Here is a 17627-nt window from a genome sequence, read left to right as displayed (position 1 = left end):
TCCTATTTGTTTCTTACAAACAAAACAACCCACATTCTATAGGCATAGGTGGGTTGTTATTTTTTGAGCTTGTCTATTAAAACGACGACGAACGTTAACAATGCAACGAGAAACAGTCCACCCTGCAGTAGCAACGCTATTTCACTCACGTATTATCACCCCCCTCCTACTCGGAGAAGTGATAATTGAACAACCAACCGCACCTTAAGTTACCCTTTAATTTTACCATATTTTCTAATAATTTACGATGAAAACCCGCAAGCGAATAACTTGCGGGTTTTTTATCCCGTGTTAACAGGCAGTAAACAAAATGGAGCAATAAATAAGTGAAACTTTATTTCTCACTATTTTTTTAATGCATATGCATCAGCAATCATTTCACCAACAATTTTATTTTCTTCTTTCTTCTCGTCTTTCAATAATGGGAATAACAATTCTGCCACTTCATACGCTTCTTCTAAATGCGGATATCCTGATAAAACAAACGTATCAATTCCTAACGATTCATATTCTTTTATCCTTTCTGCTACTGTATGCGGATTGCCTACAAGTGCAGTACCTGCCCCACCTCTTACAAGTCCGATTCCAGCCCATAAATTAGGGCTTATCTCTAACGACTCTCTCGTACCTTTATTTAAATGGGTCATCCGTTTTTGACCAACCGAATCATATCTTGCAAATGTCTTTTGAGCAAGCTCAATTGTTTCATTATCCACATATTGAATTAAACGTTCTGCCTCTTCCCATGCTTCTTCTTCTGTTTCTCTTACAATTACGTGTAATCTAATGCCAAATCGCACTGTACGCCCCTTCTCTTCTGCAAGTTTTCTTACTTCTTCTATTTTCTCTTTCACTTGCTCTGGCGGCTCTCCCCACGTTAAATATACATCACTATGTTCAGCTGCTACTTCTTTTCCAGCAGCTGACGATCCTCCGAAATATATAGGAGGATATGGTATTTGAACTGGTGGGAATACAACTTTACTATCTGTAACTTTAATATGTTTTCCTTCTAAAGAGATCGTTTCACCTTGCAATGTCGATTTCCAAACTTTTAAAAATTCATCCGCTGCTTCATATCTTTCATCATGATCAAGATATAATCCATCTCCTTGTAGTTCAACTGGATCTCCTCCAGCTACTACATTAATAAGCAGCCTCCCATGTGAAATTCTATCAAATGTAGATGCCATCCTCGCTGCAACTGTAGGGGACATTAGTCCTGGTCTCACTGCTACTAAAAATTTTAGTTTTTCTGTTTCAGCAGCAAGAGCTGAAGCTAACACCCAAGGGTCTTCACATCCTTGACCAGTTGGAAGTAAAACACCCGTATATCCTAAATAATCAGCTGCCGCAGCAACTTGCTTATAATAACCATATTCAGCTGCTCTTCCTCGTTTTGTCGTTCCTAAATATCGACCATCTCCATAAGCCGGAATAAACCATAATAATTCCATACCTTTACACACCCCTTATTTATTTTGAATCGTATACTAACACATTCTATATAAATTACCCCTAATAATTTATATGTTAATTCCCTGTCTCACCTTTAAAGTTATCTCGCCATCTTAAAAACTTCACTTCTAGTAAACGTACTAGAGAGTCAGAAAACTTCCCAACAAATGCAAATATAATTATGCCGACAAATACGATATCTGTATTTGAAAATTGCCTTGCATCCATAATCATATAGCCAATACCTTCTGTAGACCCCATAAGTTCTGCTACTACTAAACTCACCCACGCAACACCTAACGATAACCTTGCTCCTAGTAAAAGGTTAGGCAATGCAGCTGGTAAAATTAGTTTCGTGATTAATTTTCTTTTACTAAACTCTAACACTCTCGCAACATCAAATAACTTTGAATCCACACCTCTAATACCTAAAAATGCGTTTACGTATAAAGGAAAAAATGCACCATCTGCAATTAATAACACTTTTGATGTTTCACCAAAACCGAACCATAATACGAAAAGCGGCGCAACAGCTAAATGAGGTACAGTTCTTAACATTTGCACAGATGGGTCTAAATATTGCTCACTTCTCGTTGAAAATCCAACAATCGTTCCTAAAATGATTCCTAAGCCCCCACCAATAAAGAAACCAGCCGCAGCCCTGAATACACTAATACTTAAATGGCCGAATAACTCTCCTGTTTTAATAAGCTCTTGGAAAGCTAGAAAAATATCTAATGGTGTTGGTAAAACTGTTTTAGAAACAAGACCGAATACGCCAGCCAACTGCCAAATTATTAATATAATAACCGGTATAGTAATCGCCCTTACTAAAACTTTTACATTTAACTTTCGTACCTTCTTTATGCCATTTTTCTTAATCGTTATACTCGCTGGTTTCATAACAGCTTTCGTATTTTCCACTTTACAAAACCTCTTTTCACTTCGCTTTCAATGCTTTTTCTACGAAAGAATTATCTACAACTTTTTCCGTCTTAATTTCTTTCTTTATAGAACCGAGCTTATATTGAAAATCCGCAGTCTTTTGTTGTTCTGCTATTATTTCCTTAGTTACCGGAACTAAAATTGGTTTGTCGTGATTAAACACTTCTTTTACAATCTCTGCATCTATCTTTTTTACAGAAGTGTATACTTTTATTGCTTCATCTAAGTTAGCATCTTGCCATACACGTGCTTTCTCATAAACTTTGAGGAATTTCTCAACTAATTCTGGATGTTCTTTCGCAAATTTTGTCCTCGTAATTAAAAATTCTGGTGAAGAGACATTTAATGTTTCACCGTCTGCAATCACCTTCGCACCTTTATTTAACGTATGTAATGATATGAAAGGGTCCCAAATCGCCCATGCATCTACTGATCCTGATTCGAATGCAGGCTGCGCTTCATCTGGTTGTAATTGAATGACATTTACATCTTTTGCATCAATACCTTCTTTATCAAGTGCTCGATATAATAAATTAAAGGCACTACTTCCTTTTGCTACTGCAATTTTTTTACCTTTTAAATCTTTTACACTCGCAATCTTACTATCTTTTTGAACGAGAATTCCAGTTCCTTTTCTCGCATAACTTGTATTGGCGATTTCGGTAAATCCAATACCTGCTGCTTGCGCTGAAATGACTGGAGAATTCCCTACTTCACCAAAGTCTAACCGGTTTGATGCGATTGCTTCAAAATAAGGAGGTCCACTTTGGAACTCTGTCCATTTCACTTTAACTCCTTCTTTTTTAAACTCCTCTTCAAACCATCCCTTTTTCTTTGCTAGTAATAGCGGGCTTAATCCTTGTTGTATACCAATTTGTATTGTTACATCTTCTTTCTTACTACTTGCTGTACTTTTTTCACATCCTAACAAACATACTGATATAGCTAAAGCAAAAGAAAGAATTTTTAATTTTTTATACATATAAAATCACCCTTTTCCTATATACTTGTTTGAATCAACCCTCCATATTCAAACTGCTGTAATACTTTCGTTCGAAGTTGTTGGAACGATTGAGAAGTTTTATTTCGCGGATAAGGCAAATTATTTTCAATCACTTTATGTATTTTCCCTGGTTTTGCACTCATAATGATGATTCGGTTTGAAAGATATATCGCTTCGTCTATATCATGTGTAACGAATATCATTGTTGTTTTCTTCTGCTCCCAAATATTTAGCAATACTTCTTGTAAATGACTTCGAGTAAAAGCATCCAGCGCTCCAAAAGGTTCATCAAGTAATAATACATTCGGATCTCTTAATAACGCTCTCGCTATCGCAACACGTTGTGACATCCCGCCTGAAATCTCTTTCGGATACGATTTTTCAAAGCTATCTAACCGAACGATTTCAACCCATTCTCTCACCTTATCTTTCACATACTTATCTTTTAACGACAAATCTGCCGCTATATTTTCTTCAACTGTTAACCATGGAAAAAGCCTATGTTCTTGAAAAATAAAACCTTGTTTCTTACTCGGTTTTAAGATAGGATCCCCGTCAATAACAACTTCCCCTTCAAAATCATTATCTAGACCGGCAACAATTTTTAGTAATGTACTTTTTCCGCACCCACTCGGACCAATTACTGTAACAAAATCCCCTTTCTCTAATTGAAAATTAATATTCTCTAATACTTGAACAGTACCAGTTTGTTTCAAAAAATATTTTGATACCCCATCAATTGAAACAGTCATTTCTTCTCCTCCTTAAAATGATTCATATAAATGAACAGATTCAGTATTTGTGCAATAAAAAAACCAAAGGCATTTTATCAACAGATAAAATGCCTTTGGTTTCTCCAATCAGCAATACGTTATGGAATTAAGTACATATTATACAAATATTTCCGATAAGTCAACTAGGTTTTATCAAAACATACATATGATTCGTTTGAATATTTTTACTGTTGTTTATTTGAACGATATCATTTACTTACTATTTTTTCTGATTTTTAATCCACTGTAACCAATAAGAAAACTCACACGCTAAATGCATTTGATGGGATTTAATAACTAAGCGACGAAATTTCTACAAAAAAAAGAGTAATTTCAAGAAATATGCTACTAACCTTAGATTTATTAAAAAAGTTAGATCATATAACTTGAGACTACTCATTCCCATTCAAAATATTTATGTAATTAAATTTTATTTCCTCTGCACCCTGGCTGTCTCCAAAACTATTGGTGGCAGCTCTTTTTGAATGATTTCTTTTAATCCATAAAGAGCTTTCCTCACGTAACCACCTTCGAAATTCCCTAATGGTTCTGGTAATTCATCTTCATCCAATATGAAGTATTCTCCATTTGGAAGTACCATAATATCGATGATTAAATCTTCAAAGGAAACCACTTCATCTTTTATTTGTGTGTTTTTTACAATATTAAAATAGGAACCTAAATACTTTCCTTTTATATCTCTCCATACGTATAAATTGTACGGACGATCTTTCCAGTAATATGCGATTGTATAACTTCCTTTTGGGATTGTTAACTTAGTATCATTTGCAGTCATTGTAAATGAATACTGCACCTCGTGAAATAAAACGATACTTTGTGATTGCTTTTCAAGTAATAAGCAATTGTGATCTACTATTGTTGAGTTATACCGGATTTTTCTTTCTATAATTTCAATTTTCGATGTAAGTAACTTATTCATTATTTTGTTTCCCCTTATGCTAGTTCTATCCTCAATTATATCCATTTATGTAGTGATAAAGAAGTGTATAGTTTTTTATATAATGATTTATAAAAGTATATAATAAAAACTCCTTCTTATTTAGAAAGAGTTTTTCACTATCCATGTTTCATATTTTTTCACTTCTAACGGAAGCTCATTTGTTTTTATGTAACTAACAGCACTATTACTCATGTTTTAACTTTTCCTTAACCGCATCATAAAATTTTCGTTCTTCATCAACATTTAAGTAAACACGACTTACTGTTTTAGAAAAGCCGTATAACAACTGCGCTTTCACTGGCTCTTTTAATGTTATTTCAAAAGTAGCAGGTTCTTTTATGAACTCCATAACAGTTGCATCCAATACCTGTTTCCTTTCTTTTGCCGTTAGCAATTCACCCTTGTAGAACGCAATATTATCAATTTGTGTAAATGGCATAACAATTTTCTTTCCTAATCCGATTTGAATGACTACTTGTTCTTCTGTTACGACAAGGGGATTTTTGCGCATCGCTTGTATTTCAGCTATAAAATAAATCATCGCGTATACATTTAAAATAAGTAAAATCCATGCTATTACTGGATTCCACTGATGTAGTAAATAATGAAAACCAATGCTTTCAATTATTGTTGCATGAATAATCATGATATACACACCTATAGCACCAGTCTTTTTATGATATGAGTATACAGATTTACCTGTTGGTACTTTTTCACGCCACGATAAAAACGCATAATAGATTAACTTACACTCTGTTAGAATGACATCTACTAACTTACTTCTTTTCATAGTAGCGTCAAACGCTGCATCAATTGCATAAGAAAAGGAATAATTTTCTCTTCTATATTCTTTATATTTTTTTATTATTTTAGGAAGCACTCTAACAATTTTATAGAGAAGGAATAATTCTAGACCTACAAATGCAATTTCAGCCGCAACAATAATATAAGAGATGAATGAAAAAGCTTGTAAATAGTCACTTGGAATAATAAATCTCGCAAAAATATAACCAGCTATTACAACAGGAACTATATACGTTAACGAGTATCTTTTTCGAATAATGAAGAAATACGTGATGATTGGAATGACAAACATGCAATCTAATAATGACCCAAGCACAACTTCTTTCGGCGCAACTGGTACAATTGGAAGGGCATACAATAAATAGTTTGGTAGCATAATTAAAAAGACGAGTCCAATCCAAACACCTTTTCGCCTTCGTGATAGTGTAACCTCCATACGTTCACTCCTTTATTTAAAAACCTCATTTAAATGGTCTTTATAAAATGAAATGGCACGTTCAAATTCTTTTACTTCCTCTACTTTCACGACAGTTTCAAGTAATAATTTCATCGCTGATTCGTGATCGTTTACGTTATATTTTGCTAATGATAAAAATACTTTCATCGGAGCGTTCTCTGGGAATTTTTTCACCCCAGCTTCTAATACTGTAATTGCCTTTTCATATTCCCCTATACAACGATATGTACTTCCTAAACCAATATAAGCACCGCAAAGCGATTCGCCATCAAGTCCATTTGCGATTGCCTGCTCATAATACGGAACTGCTTCTGTTTCTAGCCCCATTACATCATGTATCCACGCACACTGATACAGTACTTCTGCATCCTTTGTAAAGTTTGTTAATCCTATAAGCATCTCTTTAGACTGCGCATATTTCTTTTCGTTTCTAAGTTTAATAGCTTGCTTTAATAAATGTTCCATAGAATCCACTCCTCACCAATTATTCTGTGTATAGCTCTTGATTGGTATACGCTTCACATTCGTGTAAAAGTAAAATTCCCACCAATTAAAGTTTCGCTTACTTATTACTATGCGGATTCATTCTCATCTAAAAACTTAATTTTAAAAAGCAGTGACACGATTACATAATAACTCTAAGCTTTTGACAATTTCTTTCGCTGTTTCATCTTTCCCATTACACAACTTCCCTTTACCATCCTGTCCAATTACATAATGCACAGCTCCGCGCGAATATAAAGAATGTGGTGAATTCGCAATCATTACATTCGCCCTTGCTTCTTTCATTCTATTTTTTGCTCTTTCAAACAGTTCTTCTTCATTTAAATCACTTTCAAGTTTAAAACCAACAAGTACTGTTTCTGGGTCCCATTCTTTTATTTGTTTTAATACTTTTGGAGCCTTTTGAAAGTGAATAATCGGTGCTATATCACTTGAAATTTTTCCGTTCATATTAAGAACATTACCATCTTGATCACAAATTTTCTCCACAATCCAATCTGATCCAGCCGCTGCCATAATGACTGCATCAATCTTTTCATGTGATATGATACTTTTCATTTTATCTTGTAAATCAACGATTCCTTCAAATGGATGTAATTCTAACCCTCTATGTACATCACTCGGTTTCTCCGCAAAATAACCGTGTAAATATATAACATGTGCCCCTTTAGCTAGAAGTTCTTCTGCGATTATCCTTCCGATTGTACCTTTGGCCATATTCGTATGCCCGCGTACTTGATCCCATTTTTCTAGACAACCACCGCTCGTAATTAATACCTTTTTCCCCTTCATTGTAACCATCCCTTACTAATTTTTCTTACGAAACCATTCTGTTCCAAAGTCAACTATATCACGCTGTTTCATTAGACGACACGTTGCATTCCCTATCTTCCCATTTTTTACAGTTCCTTTTCGCTCAAACTCCACACCAATTTCTACAAACTTCTCAGATTCGTAATCCATTTCAAAAAACTCTTTCCACACTCTTTCACCGTTTTCTATAATAGGTGCTCCTACTTGTATTAACTCACATGCACCAGAACGCACCTCGGATAAATGAACAGACGTATTGGAATCATATCCAACACCAATTAATAATACGTACCCGTCTAAATCATATATTTTTCTTAATGGAGATTCTTCTCCAAAGCTCATTGATAACGAATGGTTCATTGTTATTTCTACTGCATGTTTTCCCCATGCAGCAAAACTTCCTAACGGATGATTACTACGTACTACATTCGGATATGTACGAAAACATTCAACTATTTCACCCATTCCCCTTGTTGGGGTTATACGTGAATCAAATGCTGGGACGTTATCTCGGATAATTTGCCACCAGTCTTCCGGTACAGGTGGTCTTGACCAATGTTTCGGATCGGACAAATCCGAAGATTGCGTTGGCATTATTATCGTTCCTTCTTCCGTAACAACTTTCATTAATGCTTCTACTACAGCAACCGCACCACCAGATATCCACCCGATAGAACTTAGTGATGAATGAACGATAATTGTCATTCCTTTTTCGACACCTAATGCTTTTAAATCTTTTGTTATTGTTTCGATTGTATTTGGAAATTGTGTACTTGCTACTATTTCATTCATTTTCATATTGGTTCCCCCACTAGCTACGTAAATTTAAACTTTTATATAAATATATTATCATATTTTTCTTAATTTTTAACTTAATCATTTTTCACATCTATAAAAAATAGTAATATTATTACACAAAAAATATTTGAATTATAATATTCAGATTTAAAACACAAAAAGAAAGTGAAGATTTTACATCCAACCATAAAAAGCTGTTTTATACATAGACGAAAGAGCTCATCACAAATGATGAGCTCTTTGTTTACTTTATCCTTCAATTGTAACCCCAGTAAACATTGATAAGTTTCCCGTTATTTTCTCACCTACACGTAAAAATAAGCCTGCTGCTCTTCCGCTTATACAGTGAGAGCCAATTAATAGTTTACCAGTATATGGACCATCCCATGTGTCAATGGTATAGTCAGGCATTTCTATGTATTGCTGGTATATCTTCCTTTGTTCAAAGTAATACTCTGTTTTATCTTCAGCTAATAATTCATCATTTTCGTATATAGATACTCCGCCACCTTCACGACCAAATACAGGTTTGGAAACGTATGATTCATGTCTTTCTAGAAATCGCTTATTTGAAAAATATGTTGGTAGAAAGTATTTATAAATAATGTCTTGCTCTTCTTCTGTAAAGAAAACACTTTCTTCATAAAGCTTCCAAATTAGTGCGAGTACACTTTTGTTTTGCATAACAAATGCGGCTGGCGGATTAATAATTTTCACTCTTTCTTGCGCAATATGATCTAAAAATTGTAAACCAATCCTTTTTCCATTCTTATCAACGTCCGTTACTAAATACTCTATTGGATACAGTCTATATAAATATTTTATTTTTTCTCCACTCGGCGTATATATACCATCTTCCGCAACGACAATGTCTTGTATTCCTACATAGTCCGTTGACTGATTTAAGCAATACGTTCTTAAAAACTGAACCGTTTGACTATCTTCATCGTGCCAATCATAACTAGTAAAATATATCGTCTCTTCAGGGCCTATATGATAGTCATGTTTAATTTGTTCCCATGCCTGCACAATATGCTCTTCTATATGGTTTGGGTGATTTACATCATGATAACGGCATAACACTTCATTTGCGACAGACGGTTCTAAATAGCCTGTTGGCGTATCACAATTTACTTCTATTAATTTTATATCGTCACCATTTACGATAAAATCAAACCTTGTAAAATATGAAAATAAACCATTATGTTTCATTCTCGCCATTTCCCACGCTTCAGCTGGGAATCCAAGTTTTTGAAAATCTTCTGTCGTATTTACAATATATTGATACGTTCTATATAACACATACATGATTTCTTCTGTCGCTTTTGAGATAGCAGTATAAGTTTTTGCTGGCATGCGATACATCCCTGTTGCCATATATTGATTCCATTCTTCATTCTCTAACAGACTAGGCCAAGTGAAACCATTCCTACTAGCCTCTTCTGCAAGTGAAAACCATACTTTCATATACTCTTCTTGCTCTCGTTCTGTATACATTACTCCATTACCCTTTCGTTTTAGGATCCTGCTGGCGCTTTTGCGTTTCCAATTCCACTTGAACCAGAGTTTACTTTCGGTGTTTGCGTAGTAGATGATTTTGGCGTATTTGTATCTGGTGTTACTTTATTGGATGGATTTGGCTGCTGTTTATTTAAATCTACTTTATTGGAAGTATTATTGTTACCGTTAGAACCACCAGTATAACCACCGCTACTACCGCCACCTGTTCTACGCTCATCTTTTTCACGATATGGAATAACATTATTTGCATACGGTTTCTTCATTAAATTTGGTTTTGCTGTATAATTCATATTTGAAGTTCTACTCGCTAATAAATATCCTGCTACAAATGGAAGTATCGGTAAATGAGAGTTTTCATGATAAGATGAAAATGACGGATTATTTTCCTTGCATAACTCATCTTTCTCTACATTTTCATTGGTTGGGGCTTTATCATCACAATTTAATGTTTCTTGTTCATTTCTTTGTTTTGCACCATCTGTTTTAACAGCTGTACTTTCTTGCTGAGCAGTTTCTTCTTCATAATCACCACAACCTGTTAATAAAAAAGATGACACCCCTATTGAAGTAGCTATTTTTATAAACTTACTTTTATCCATTCTCACTTGTTATACACCCATCTTCTTTTATCTATATTTTTCCAGATACCTATATTATATAATGAAATTATTATTTTTTTCAAACTATATTCAATATGTACAATTGTATATTTTCATGCTATTTTTCCATGTAACAATGAAATCTTTCTATCCCTGGATATTTTTCTCCTAAACTTTTAACTTGAAAACCAATTCTTTTATAAAATTCTACCGCCCCATCGTCTGTCTCTGCTTCTATATAAGTCAATTGATATATCCTTACCACTTCTTTAATCATTTGCAGTGCAATTCCTTTTTGACGATAATCTGGAGCCACTGCTATATGACATACTCGTGCTTTAGTTGCTCCGATTACTTCAATACCTAGACAAGCTTTTTCTTCATATTTGTACAAAGTCCCTTTATTACTTTGATAAAATAATACTGCTTTCTTTAAGCTTATTTCATTTGGACCGACGGCATATTGTAGCACATTTAATATTGAATCTTTTTCAATTTGTTCAACGCGATGTAAATTCATATTTTCATCCCTTTCTATGAAAAAAAGACTAACTCTTAATAAAAAGAGCTAATCTCATTACGCCGTTATTTTTTCTTCTTTTTTTACAACGACAGCCACATAACTATGAAGTATCATTCCAATAATAACGAGACTCATACCAATCCAAGATAATGATGACGGAATTGGTGCAGATAACCAGATCAGCTCTCCTACTAGCGCAAATAAAACTTCACCAGACTGCGTCGCTTCCACTGTTGCTAATTTTTGCGGATCATCTTTCACAAGATCTGTTGCAAAGAAAAATAATACTGTCGCGATTAACCCAGAGCTAACTGCTACAATAAAACATTGAAAAACTTGGCTACTTGACGGTAATCCGCCTGTTGATACTTCGTAACCAGATAATAAAAACCAAAATGGTAAACTTGCTAATGTCATACCGAGTACTCGCTGAAATACATCTAATTCCCCTTTACAAACTTGCATCATTTTTCTATTTCCAAGAGGATACGCAAATGCTGCAATAAGTACAGGAACTACACATAAAACGGTTTCACGAATACCTAATGAAGAAGCATGTTCTGCTTGCATGAGAACAACACCGAATAAAATAATGCCCGACATAACTAATTCCTTCATCGGAAGTTTTTTATGTAGTGGATCCACCGCAAAAAATGGTGTTAACAAAATCCCTGCAACGATTGTAATTTGCCATGTTGATGCAACAAGCCAACCTGGTCCGAACGCTCCAGCAAAACTAAGCGGTGCATAAAAGAGACCAAATCCAACGATACTCCACACTAACCATTCTTTCGGATTGTTTTTCATATATTGAAAGAGTTGCTTTAAGTTCCCTCTATACATAACAATAAGTAATAGCATTGGAACCATAAAATAATACCGTAATGATGCACTCCAAATCCAGCTTCCACCTTCTAAGTCCATTGCCCTGTTTAAAACAAAAGTAAAGGCAAAGAAAAATGATGCCAGTATCCCTATAACAATTGCTTTCATTGTAAAACCCCTTGTATTTAATTTTTTATCTCTATGACATATATTTTAGTATACGCGATGAAAAATCTACATACAAACTTACATTTCACTTTGGGATGATGAAGGAATTGTAGTAGATTTACATGGGAATAAAGTGCATTGGTATGAAATCGAGGCCATTACATATCAAAATTTTCAAGGGTCAAAATCTACTTTAATCTCGACCCACTATACTCACCATGAAAATATACACATCCGCTATAAAAGATGGCTACCAACTATTGCACATTCAATTTACTGGTTTTCTATTGAGAAACCAAAAGATTATCATAAAAATTTAATGATAGCTTGGGAAGAAAAGCGAACGAATAAAAACAAACGCCTCCTTTAATTATTATTTAGGGGCGTTCGTTCATTCAAAAATTAAAGAATATGTAGTTTATATTCTCTGTATAATTTCCTCAAACGACTGATATGAGCTTGATGATACCAATTATGATCTGCTATATGCCATATTCACCATCTTATTGTCGCAGTTTCGCCTTTTTCATACAAAACTTCCTCTCTTAAAAGAACAACACCATATGTTCATCATCACTATACACACCATTCATTTTTATAGCCCTTTTTTCAATTCCGTATGTTTTAAATCCCATTGATTCATATAATCGTTTGGCTGGTTCGTTCGTTGACACAACCCCTAAATTCAATTGCTCTAGCTTCATCTCTTTTGCCCTTTCAATTGCTTTACGTATTAAATCACGTGCAAGACCACTTCTTCGATTTTCAGTATCTACATACATTGCAACGATATGTCCTTTATGCTTATATGCGTCTTTTTCTTCTGTTAATAAAGTAACAACCCCAACTAAACGATTTTCATTATTAAAAGCACCAAATGTAAAACTACTATTGGATGAAAGATTACTAGCAACTCGTTCAAGAGGATTTTCTTGACGTACTGCTTCTTCATAAGTCGTTATAAATGCTTCTGGATTTACTTGTAATGCTTGTAAACGTAACTCCCAATATTGTTTTGCATCCGCTTTTGTAAGTAATCGAATCATTTTATCTTCCCCTTTTTAATTTACATAATATTTTTATAGGCTACTTTTTTGATTCATACTCTTCTTTTAATATACTGTAACGATTGCGATGAATGAACTTCCCCTGTCTCAATCGATCATTTCTCATTAACCCTTCGCATACAAATCCGGCACTTTCATAACTCTTTTTAGCTTTTGTATTATCTTCATCTACACGTAACCAAATTTTCTCCAATTCAAACTGAGAAAAACCTATTTGTAACATGCTGTTTAGAGCTGCCATTCCAAATCCTTTACCCCAATAGTCTTTATTTCCAATCGCAATTCCTAGTTCAGCATTTTTATTTGTTTTATCAAAATTTTTAAGGTCTACCCATCCAATATGTATACCTGCCTCAGTAACGATTGCCCTTTGTTCATAACCATTTTTTCGGCTTATACAAGCTTCAATCCAGTTTCTCGTATCTCCACGAGTGAACGGAGGATATTGATCTGGTACGACTAAATGCTTTGTTACATCTCTATCTAATGACCATTGATAGCGATCTTCTACATCATCTAGTGTCAATTCTCTTAATTGAACATATGGTACATTCATTTTTCTCGCCCATTTTTATTTACCAATAGAAAATCCTTCGAACACTCTTCCACCATACTGTTCTAACGTCTTTTCTATAAAATGAATTAATTCATTTTTCTCTCCCGTTTTATAAAAATGATCAAAAGCGGCTACAAATTTGTTTGCATATTGCTCATCATATCTTCTTAGCACTCTAATAAACCATTTTGAACTCCCAAGCCACTTACCATTTACTCTTAATACATATTCATGTACTAAATCCGCTAATAAATTAGCGATAAACAATTCTTCTTCTCTTTTTGTTGCACCAATAAAGTCATCTAAAGTATCCGTAATAAAATATCGCTTCTGCTTAATCGTTTCTTCGGTCCATTTAGCTGGTCCTTTATGTAGTAAATCATTCGCTTCTTTTTTTAATTTCTCAACAATTTCCTTTTCCCCTTTTAATGCAATCCCTTCCGAAACTAATTGTGGTAACGACGGTCTCCCTCGATCACAATCCATTTTGAAAAAGGTTTTATATGTTTCAAAATTATGAACAAACACCTCAACAGGCCATCCATTACTATAGAAAGATTCCCTATAGCAAGAAGTTAAACTTTGGTCAACTATTACAATATCAAGGTCAGATGTTTTCGTCGCTTCTCCTCGTGCAACGCTTCCGCCGAGTAAAGCTACATCACAATTAGAAAATTGTAATGTAATTATGTTTTGTGCTGCGTCAATTGCTTTCATAACCGATCCTCTTTTCTTATTTCACTTTCTTTTTTTCAGCTCTTTCTCTCGCTTTTTTTATATAGCTTTCTGCATCTGGTGTTTTACATGATGTTGCACCGTGATCAACCTCTACTTTTCCAATTTCACGTGCAATTTCAATCGCTTGTCGCTCTAAGTCTTCATTACGAATTCCTATTGCGATTAAAGCACTATTCATCGCTTCTTTTTTTCTATTTTTTTCATTATGTATATTTTCTTTAATCTCTTCTAAGTACGGAGAGAAGAAATCATCATGTAACGTTTTATTTTTAATCGCTATATTTGCTAATAAAGACCAGCCAGCTCTTCCAATCCATTCATCATTAGACTTTGTCCACTCTTCCATTCTTTCTATTGCAATTGGCGAAGTACATATAGATGTCATAAGAACATCCATCAAACAGTAATAATCAACATCCTGAATCCAACTATTAAGCTGTTCTGTCGTTATTTTTTTCGGATCTAAAATATAAGTTGCTAATGTCATTGCGTCCATATTTTTCGTTTCCCACAATCCAACTGCTAAATCATGATCTTTTTTTATCTTCTTTTTTAACAATTTTAAATTCGCAAAACTAACTCCAAATAACGGCTCTTTCGCTCCGTGGTTTTTATACGTTTTTCGATTTTGTTCTGTTCCATATTCCTCTAGTTGCTGCATTACTTCCTCAAGTAACATATACCCACCTCTTTATCTTTTATGTTGACTGTATATATGTATGTACGATATATTCTACATTACTTTTTGGTTTTCCTATATTTATTTTTAAAATACGGTATGTGAAATTTTTAAACATTGCACAGCTACACCATCAAAAAACTATACATGTTAAACATACAGTTTTTTGATGGTATCAATTTTCCGTAGAATAAGATATAAACTACGAAAGAACTTTTAATGAGATGTGTATTTCCAACATGTTTAGAAAACTCTTTAAAATGGTTTACTATCATACTTTTATACCTCCTTCATAAATTATGTTTACTACATTTATTCTTAGCCAAAATACTTTCTACATTTTAATAACTCTCTCAATAAGATTTTCTTATATAAAAATCCCTACAAACGCTGTAGGGATTTATGTCTAAATCATTTTGCTACACTCTATTTCATATGAAAATAGTTTCCTTATTCAGATGCATTCATAAGCACAATTCTCCAACCATCTGGATCCTCTATTGTGGTTCCTTTCTCTATCCAATACGGGTTTTCTGGTTCCACCTCATGATAGCCCATATTACTTAATCGATTCACTATCTTTTCAATTTCATCTTTATTAGGCATATAAAAAACTAGTAAATTATCTTTTGTCGGTGCCGGACATGGACTTCCATTAACATGTGTAGTAAACTCCAAATGATACTCTTCATCTGGTAATCCAAACATAACCCCGTCATATCCTTCGTGATTGTGAAATTCCCCTATACGTTTTAGTCCTAATCCTGTTTCATAAAAACTGATCACTTCTTCAAATTTATCTGTTGGTCTTGCAATTCTAAATTGAACCCAATTCTTCATGCAATTCTCCTCCTTTTCATTTTTCAAAGCTTTATAGTAATTAGTATAGGTTACATATATTCCCTTTAACATCCCTCATTAGTGTGAGCTTCCTAAGTTGAAAGACCTATTAGTTAATAAACAATAGGACTTTAGTATAAATTGCTATTTTGCATTGTTTCTAATGTTATCCATGACTGCCCAATTGGATTAACATATGGCCTTTCCTCATTACAAATTTTACAGTGAGAAGGTGCTTCTTCATTTTCGGGATACTGTACTCCACATGTAGTGCAAATATAATTATTCATATTCCCGCTCCTTTTTTCATATAATTGTTTCTTTACCAATATTTTAATAAAAATCAAAAATATTCGAATCAATATTTGGAACGAAAACGAAGTGATACGAAAGTATGATTTGGTGATTGAAAGTTTAAATAATAAAGGTTAAATTCATTCTATTTTTCAAAACTGCAATTGATATAAAATCTTGCATACTTTTGGGTAAACTTTTTTACAAGTGTAAAAAAGTTTCTTTGCATTTCCCTACCTATAATTGCTAATATAGTAGAGTAGAACTTTTATAGAGAGAAGGAAAATTATGCACAATGGAATTCGAATGACAACTTTAGTAAAAAGGGCTATGTTAGTTTGTGCGGGAGTATTATTCACATACGAAGCGGCTTTTGGATCAGTACATACTGCTTTAGCTAGTACAGAGGATGAAGCAAAATCTGTTCAACTTGTAAGTGAGATTCAAACATCTCTTGCTCCGAAAGAAGCTCCAAAACATTATAACGGGCAAGTTAGAAAAGTCGCTTATTTAACATTTGATGACGGTCCTGGAAAATACACAGCTGAGCTTTTAGATATGTTAAAGAAAGAAAATGCAAAAGCAACATTTTTCCTAATTGGTTCAAACGTAAAAGCTTTCCCTGATCTTGTAAAACGCGAAGATGCTGAAGGCCACTACGTTGGGATGCACAGTATGACTCATAACTACAAGAAACTTTACACTGAAGGTCATTACGTAGATGAAATGAAGGAAGACCAAGGCTTAATCGCTGGTGTTTTAGGTAAATCACCAGTATTAACTCGTCCAGCTTACGGCTCTATGCCAGGATTAAACGAAGCTCTTCGCAACAAAGTTGTAGACAATGGCTTAAAAGTTTGGGATTGGACAATTGATTCTTTAGACTGGAAATATAACAAAATGCAAGTTGATGCTGCATCAGCTAAAATTGTAGAAAACGTTCTAGCTCATTCTACAAATCCAACAGAAGTTATCCTTATGCATGATATTCATCCACAATCAGTAAAAGCAGTACCTGGAATTATTAAAGGACTGAAAGAAAAAGGATATGAATTAGAAGCATATAATGAGAACGAACACTTCCCATTAAACTTCTGGCATGATAATCGTATGTAATGAAAAGACTTGATCCCCTCTAGTAGGTTATCAAGTCTTTTTTATCGTTTTTAGAATTTCCTTATAGAGAAAACCTATACACGCTTGCACCATATCAATATTATACGTCCCTTCCCTTTTATCAAATAAATTTAACTTTGAAATATCACATGCTATCTTTAATCTAGTTTAAATAAGTAGATGTT

General features: G+C 34.0%; 20 protein-coding genes and 1 pseudogene. 1 reads left to right on the top strand and 20 read right to left on the bottom strand.

The window, feature by feature from the left end; all coding sequences use genetic code 11:
* Positions 1 to 56: 56 nt before the first annotated feature.
* From HFD78_RS29435 to HFD78_RS11000, 20 genes and pseudogenes are all read right to left on the bottom strand, one after another.
* Complete coding sequence (locus HFD78_RS29435) at positions 57 to 149, bottom strand: putative holin-like toxin (protein ID WP_001289320.1); 93 nt, start codon at positions 147 to 149, stop codon at positions 57 to 59.
* A 195-nt stretch (positions 150 to 344) separates the two neighbouring features.
* Positions 345 to 1457 carry an FMNH2-dependent alkanesulfonate monooxygenase gene (ssuD, locus tag HFD78_RS11085; protein WP_000422258.1) on the bottom strand — a complete coding sequence of 371 codons (1113 nt, stop codon included), beginning with the start codon at positions 1455 to 1457 and terminating at the stop codon, positions 345 to 347.
* A gap of 76 nt (positions 1458 to 1533) precedes the next feature.
* The gene (locus HFD78_RS11080) at positions 1534 to 2382 is read right to left on the bottom strand and encodes an ABC transporter permease (RefSeq protein WP_000432134.1); all 849 of its coding nucleotides are present in this window, start codon (positions 2380 to 2382) and stop codon (positions 1534 to 1536) included.
* Positions 2383 to 2398: 16 nt separating this feature from the next.
* On the bottom strand, positions 2399 to 3385 hold the full coding sequence (locus HFD78_RS11075) for an aliphatic sulfonate ABC transporter substrate-binding protein (protein WP_000277087.1): 987 nt from the start codon (positions 3383 to 3385) through the stop codon (positions 2399 to 2401).
* Positions 3386 to 3402: 17 nt separating this feature from the next.
* The gene (locus HFD78_RS11070; RefSeq protein WP_000218580.1) at positions 3403 to 4158 is read right to left on the bottom strand and encodes an ABC transporter ATP-binding protein; all 756 of its coding nucleotides are present in this window, start codon (positions 4156 to 4158) and stop codon (positions 3403 to 3405) included.
* A gap of 451 nt (positions 4159 to 4609) precedes the next feature.
* Positions 4610 to 5119, bottom strand: coding sequence for a ribonuclease FAU-1 family protein (locus HFD78_RS11065; protein WP_001037878.1), 510 nt, complete (start codon positions 5117 to 5119; stop codon positions 4610 to 4612).
* A 205-nt stretch (positions 5120 to 5324) separates the two neighbouring features.
* Positions 5325 to 6380, bottom strand: coding sequence for a hypothetical protein (locus HFD78_RS11060; RefSeq protein ID WP_000454145.1), 1056 nt, complete (start codon positions 6378 to 6380; stop codon positions 5325 to 5327).
* Positions 6381 to 6392: 12 nt separating this feature from the next.
* A complete protein-coding gene (locus HFD78_RS11055) occupies positions 6393 to 6866 on the bottom strand; it encodes a tetratricopeptide repeat protein (RefSeq protein WP_000400636.1) in 474 nt (157 codons plus the stop codon).
* A 141-nt stretch (positions 6867 to 7007) separates the two neighbouring features.
* Complete coding sequence (locus HFD78_RS11050; RefSeq protein WP_000676724.1) at positions 7008 to 7697, bottom strand: phosphopantothenoylcysteine decarboxylase domain-containing protein; 690 nt, start codon at positions 7695 to 7697, stop codon at positions 7008 to 7010.
* Positions 7698 to 7712: 15 nt separating this feature from the next.
* Positions 7713 to 8516: an AAC(3) family N-acetyltransferase gene (locus HFD78_RS11045; RefSeq protein WP_000783344.1), complete on the bottom strand. Its 804-nt coding sequence runs from the start codon at positions 8514 to 8516 to the stop codon at positions 7713 to 7715.
* Positions 8517 to 8765: 249 nt separating this feature from the next.
* Positions 8766 to 10013, bottom strand: a complete 1248-nt coding sequence (locus HFD78_RS11040) for a glutathionylspermidine synthase family protein (RefSeq protein ID WP_000287883.1) — start codon at positions 10011 to 10013, stop codon at positions 8766 to 8768.
* A 20-nt stretch (positions 10014 to 10033) separates the two neighbouring features.
* Positions 10034 to 10642: a hypothetical protein gene (locus HFD78_RS11035; RefSeq protein WP_001242170.1), complete on the bottom strand. Its 609-nt coding sequence runs from the start codon at positions 10640 to 10642 to the stop codon at positions 10034 to 10036.
* Between the two features lie 112 nt (positions 10643 to 10754).
* The gene (locus HFD78_RS11030) at positions 10755 to 11156 is read right to left on the bottom strand and encodes a GNAT family N-acetyltransferase (protein ID WP_053514303.1); all 402 of its coding nucleotides are present in this window, start codon (positions 11154 to 11156) and stop codon (positions 10755 to 10757) included.
* Between the two features lie 57 nt (positions 11157 to 11213).
* Complete coding sequence (locus HFD78_RS11025) at positions 11214 to 12152, bottom strand: DMT family transporter (protein ID WP_000644587.1); 939 nt, start codon at positions 12150 to 12152, stop codon at positions 11214 to 11216.
* A gap of 402 nt (positions 12153 to 12554) precedes the next feature.
* Positions 12555 to 12701, bottom strand: a pseudogene (locus HFD78_RS29430) (DinB family protein); the annotation flags it as partial.
* A complete protein-coding gene (locus HFD78_RS11020) occupies positions 12698 to 13198 on the bottom strand; it encodes a GNAT family N-acetyltransferase (protein ID WP_000620317.1) in 501 nt (166 codons plus the stop codon). The gene HFD78_RS11020 and the pseudogene HFD78_RS29430, both read right to left, overlap by 4 nt.
* Before the next feature lie 40 nt (positions 13199 to 13238).
* Entirely contained in the window at positions 13239 to 13775 is a 537-nt protein-coding gene (locus HFD78_RS11015) for a GNAT family N-acetyltransferase (protein ID WP_001102495.1), read from the bottom strand.
* Positions 13776 to 13790: 15 nt separating this feature from the next.
* On the bottom strand, positions 13791 to 14492 hold the full coding sequence (locus HFD78_RS11010) for a nucleotidyltransferase domain-containing protein (protein ID WP_000643682.1): 702 nt from the start codon (positions 14490 to 14492) through the stop codon (positions 13791 to 13793).
* 16 nt (positions 14493 to 14508) lie between these two features.
* Complete coding sequence (locus HFD78_RS11005; RefSeq protein ID WP_000923455.1) at positions 14509 to 15192, bottom strand: DNA alkylation repair protein; 684 nt, start codon at positions 15190 to 15192, stop codon at positions 14509 to 14511.
* A gap of 450 nt (positions 15193 to 15642) precedes the next feature.
* A complete protein-coding gene (locus HFD78_RS11000; protein ID WP_000800670.1) occupies positions 15643 to 16032 on the bottom strand; it encodes a VOC family protein in 390 nt (129 codons plus the stop codon).
* A gap of 582 nt (positions 16033 to 16614) precedes the next feature.
* Between HFD78_RS11000 and HFD78_RS10990 the strand changes: the two genes are divergently transcribed.
* Positions 16615 to 17442 (top strand): peptidoglycan-N-acetylglucosamine deacetylase, encoded by an 828-nt coding sequence (locus HFD78_RS10990; RefSeq protein ID WP_000551443.1) that lies wholly within the window; start codon positions 16615 to 16617, stop codon positions 17440 to 17442.
* Positions 17443 to 17627 lie beyond the last annotated feature (185 nt).

The sequence above is a fragment of the Bacillus sp. EKM501B genome, from assembly GCF_011800505.1.
Taxonomy (GTDB): Bacteria; Bacillota; Bacilli; order Bacillales; family Bacillaceae_G; genus Bacillus_A; species Bacillus_A cereus.
This window is presented reverse-complemented; position numbering and strand designations above follow the sequence as displayed.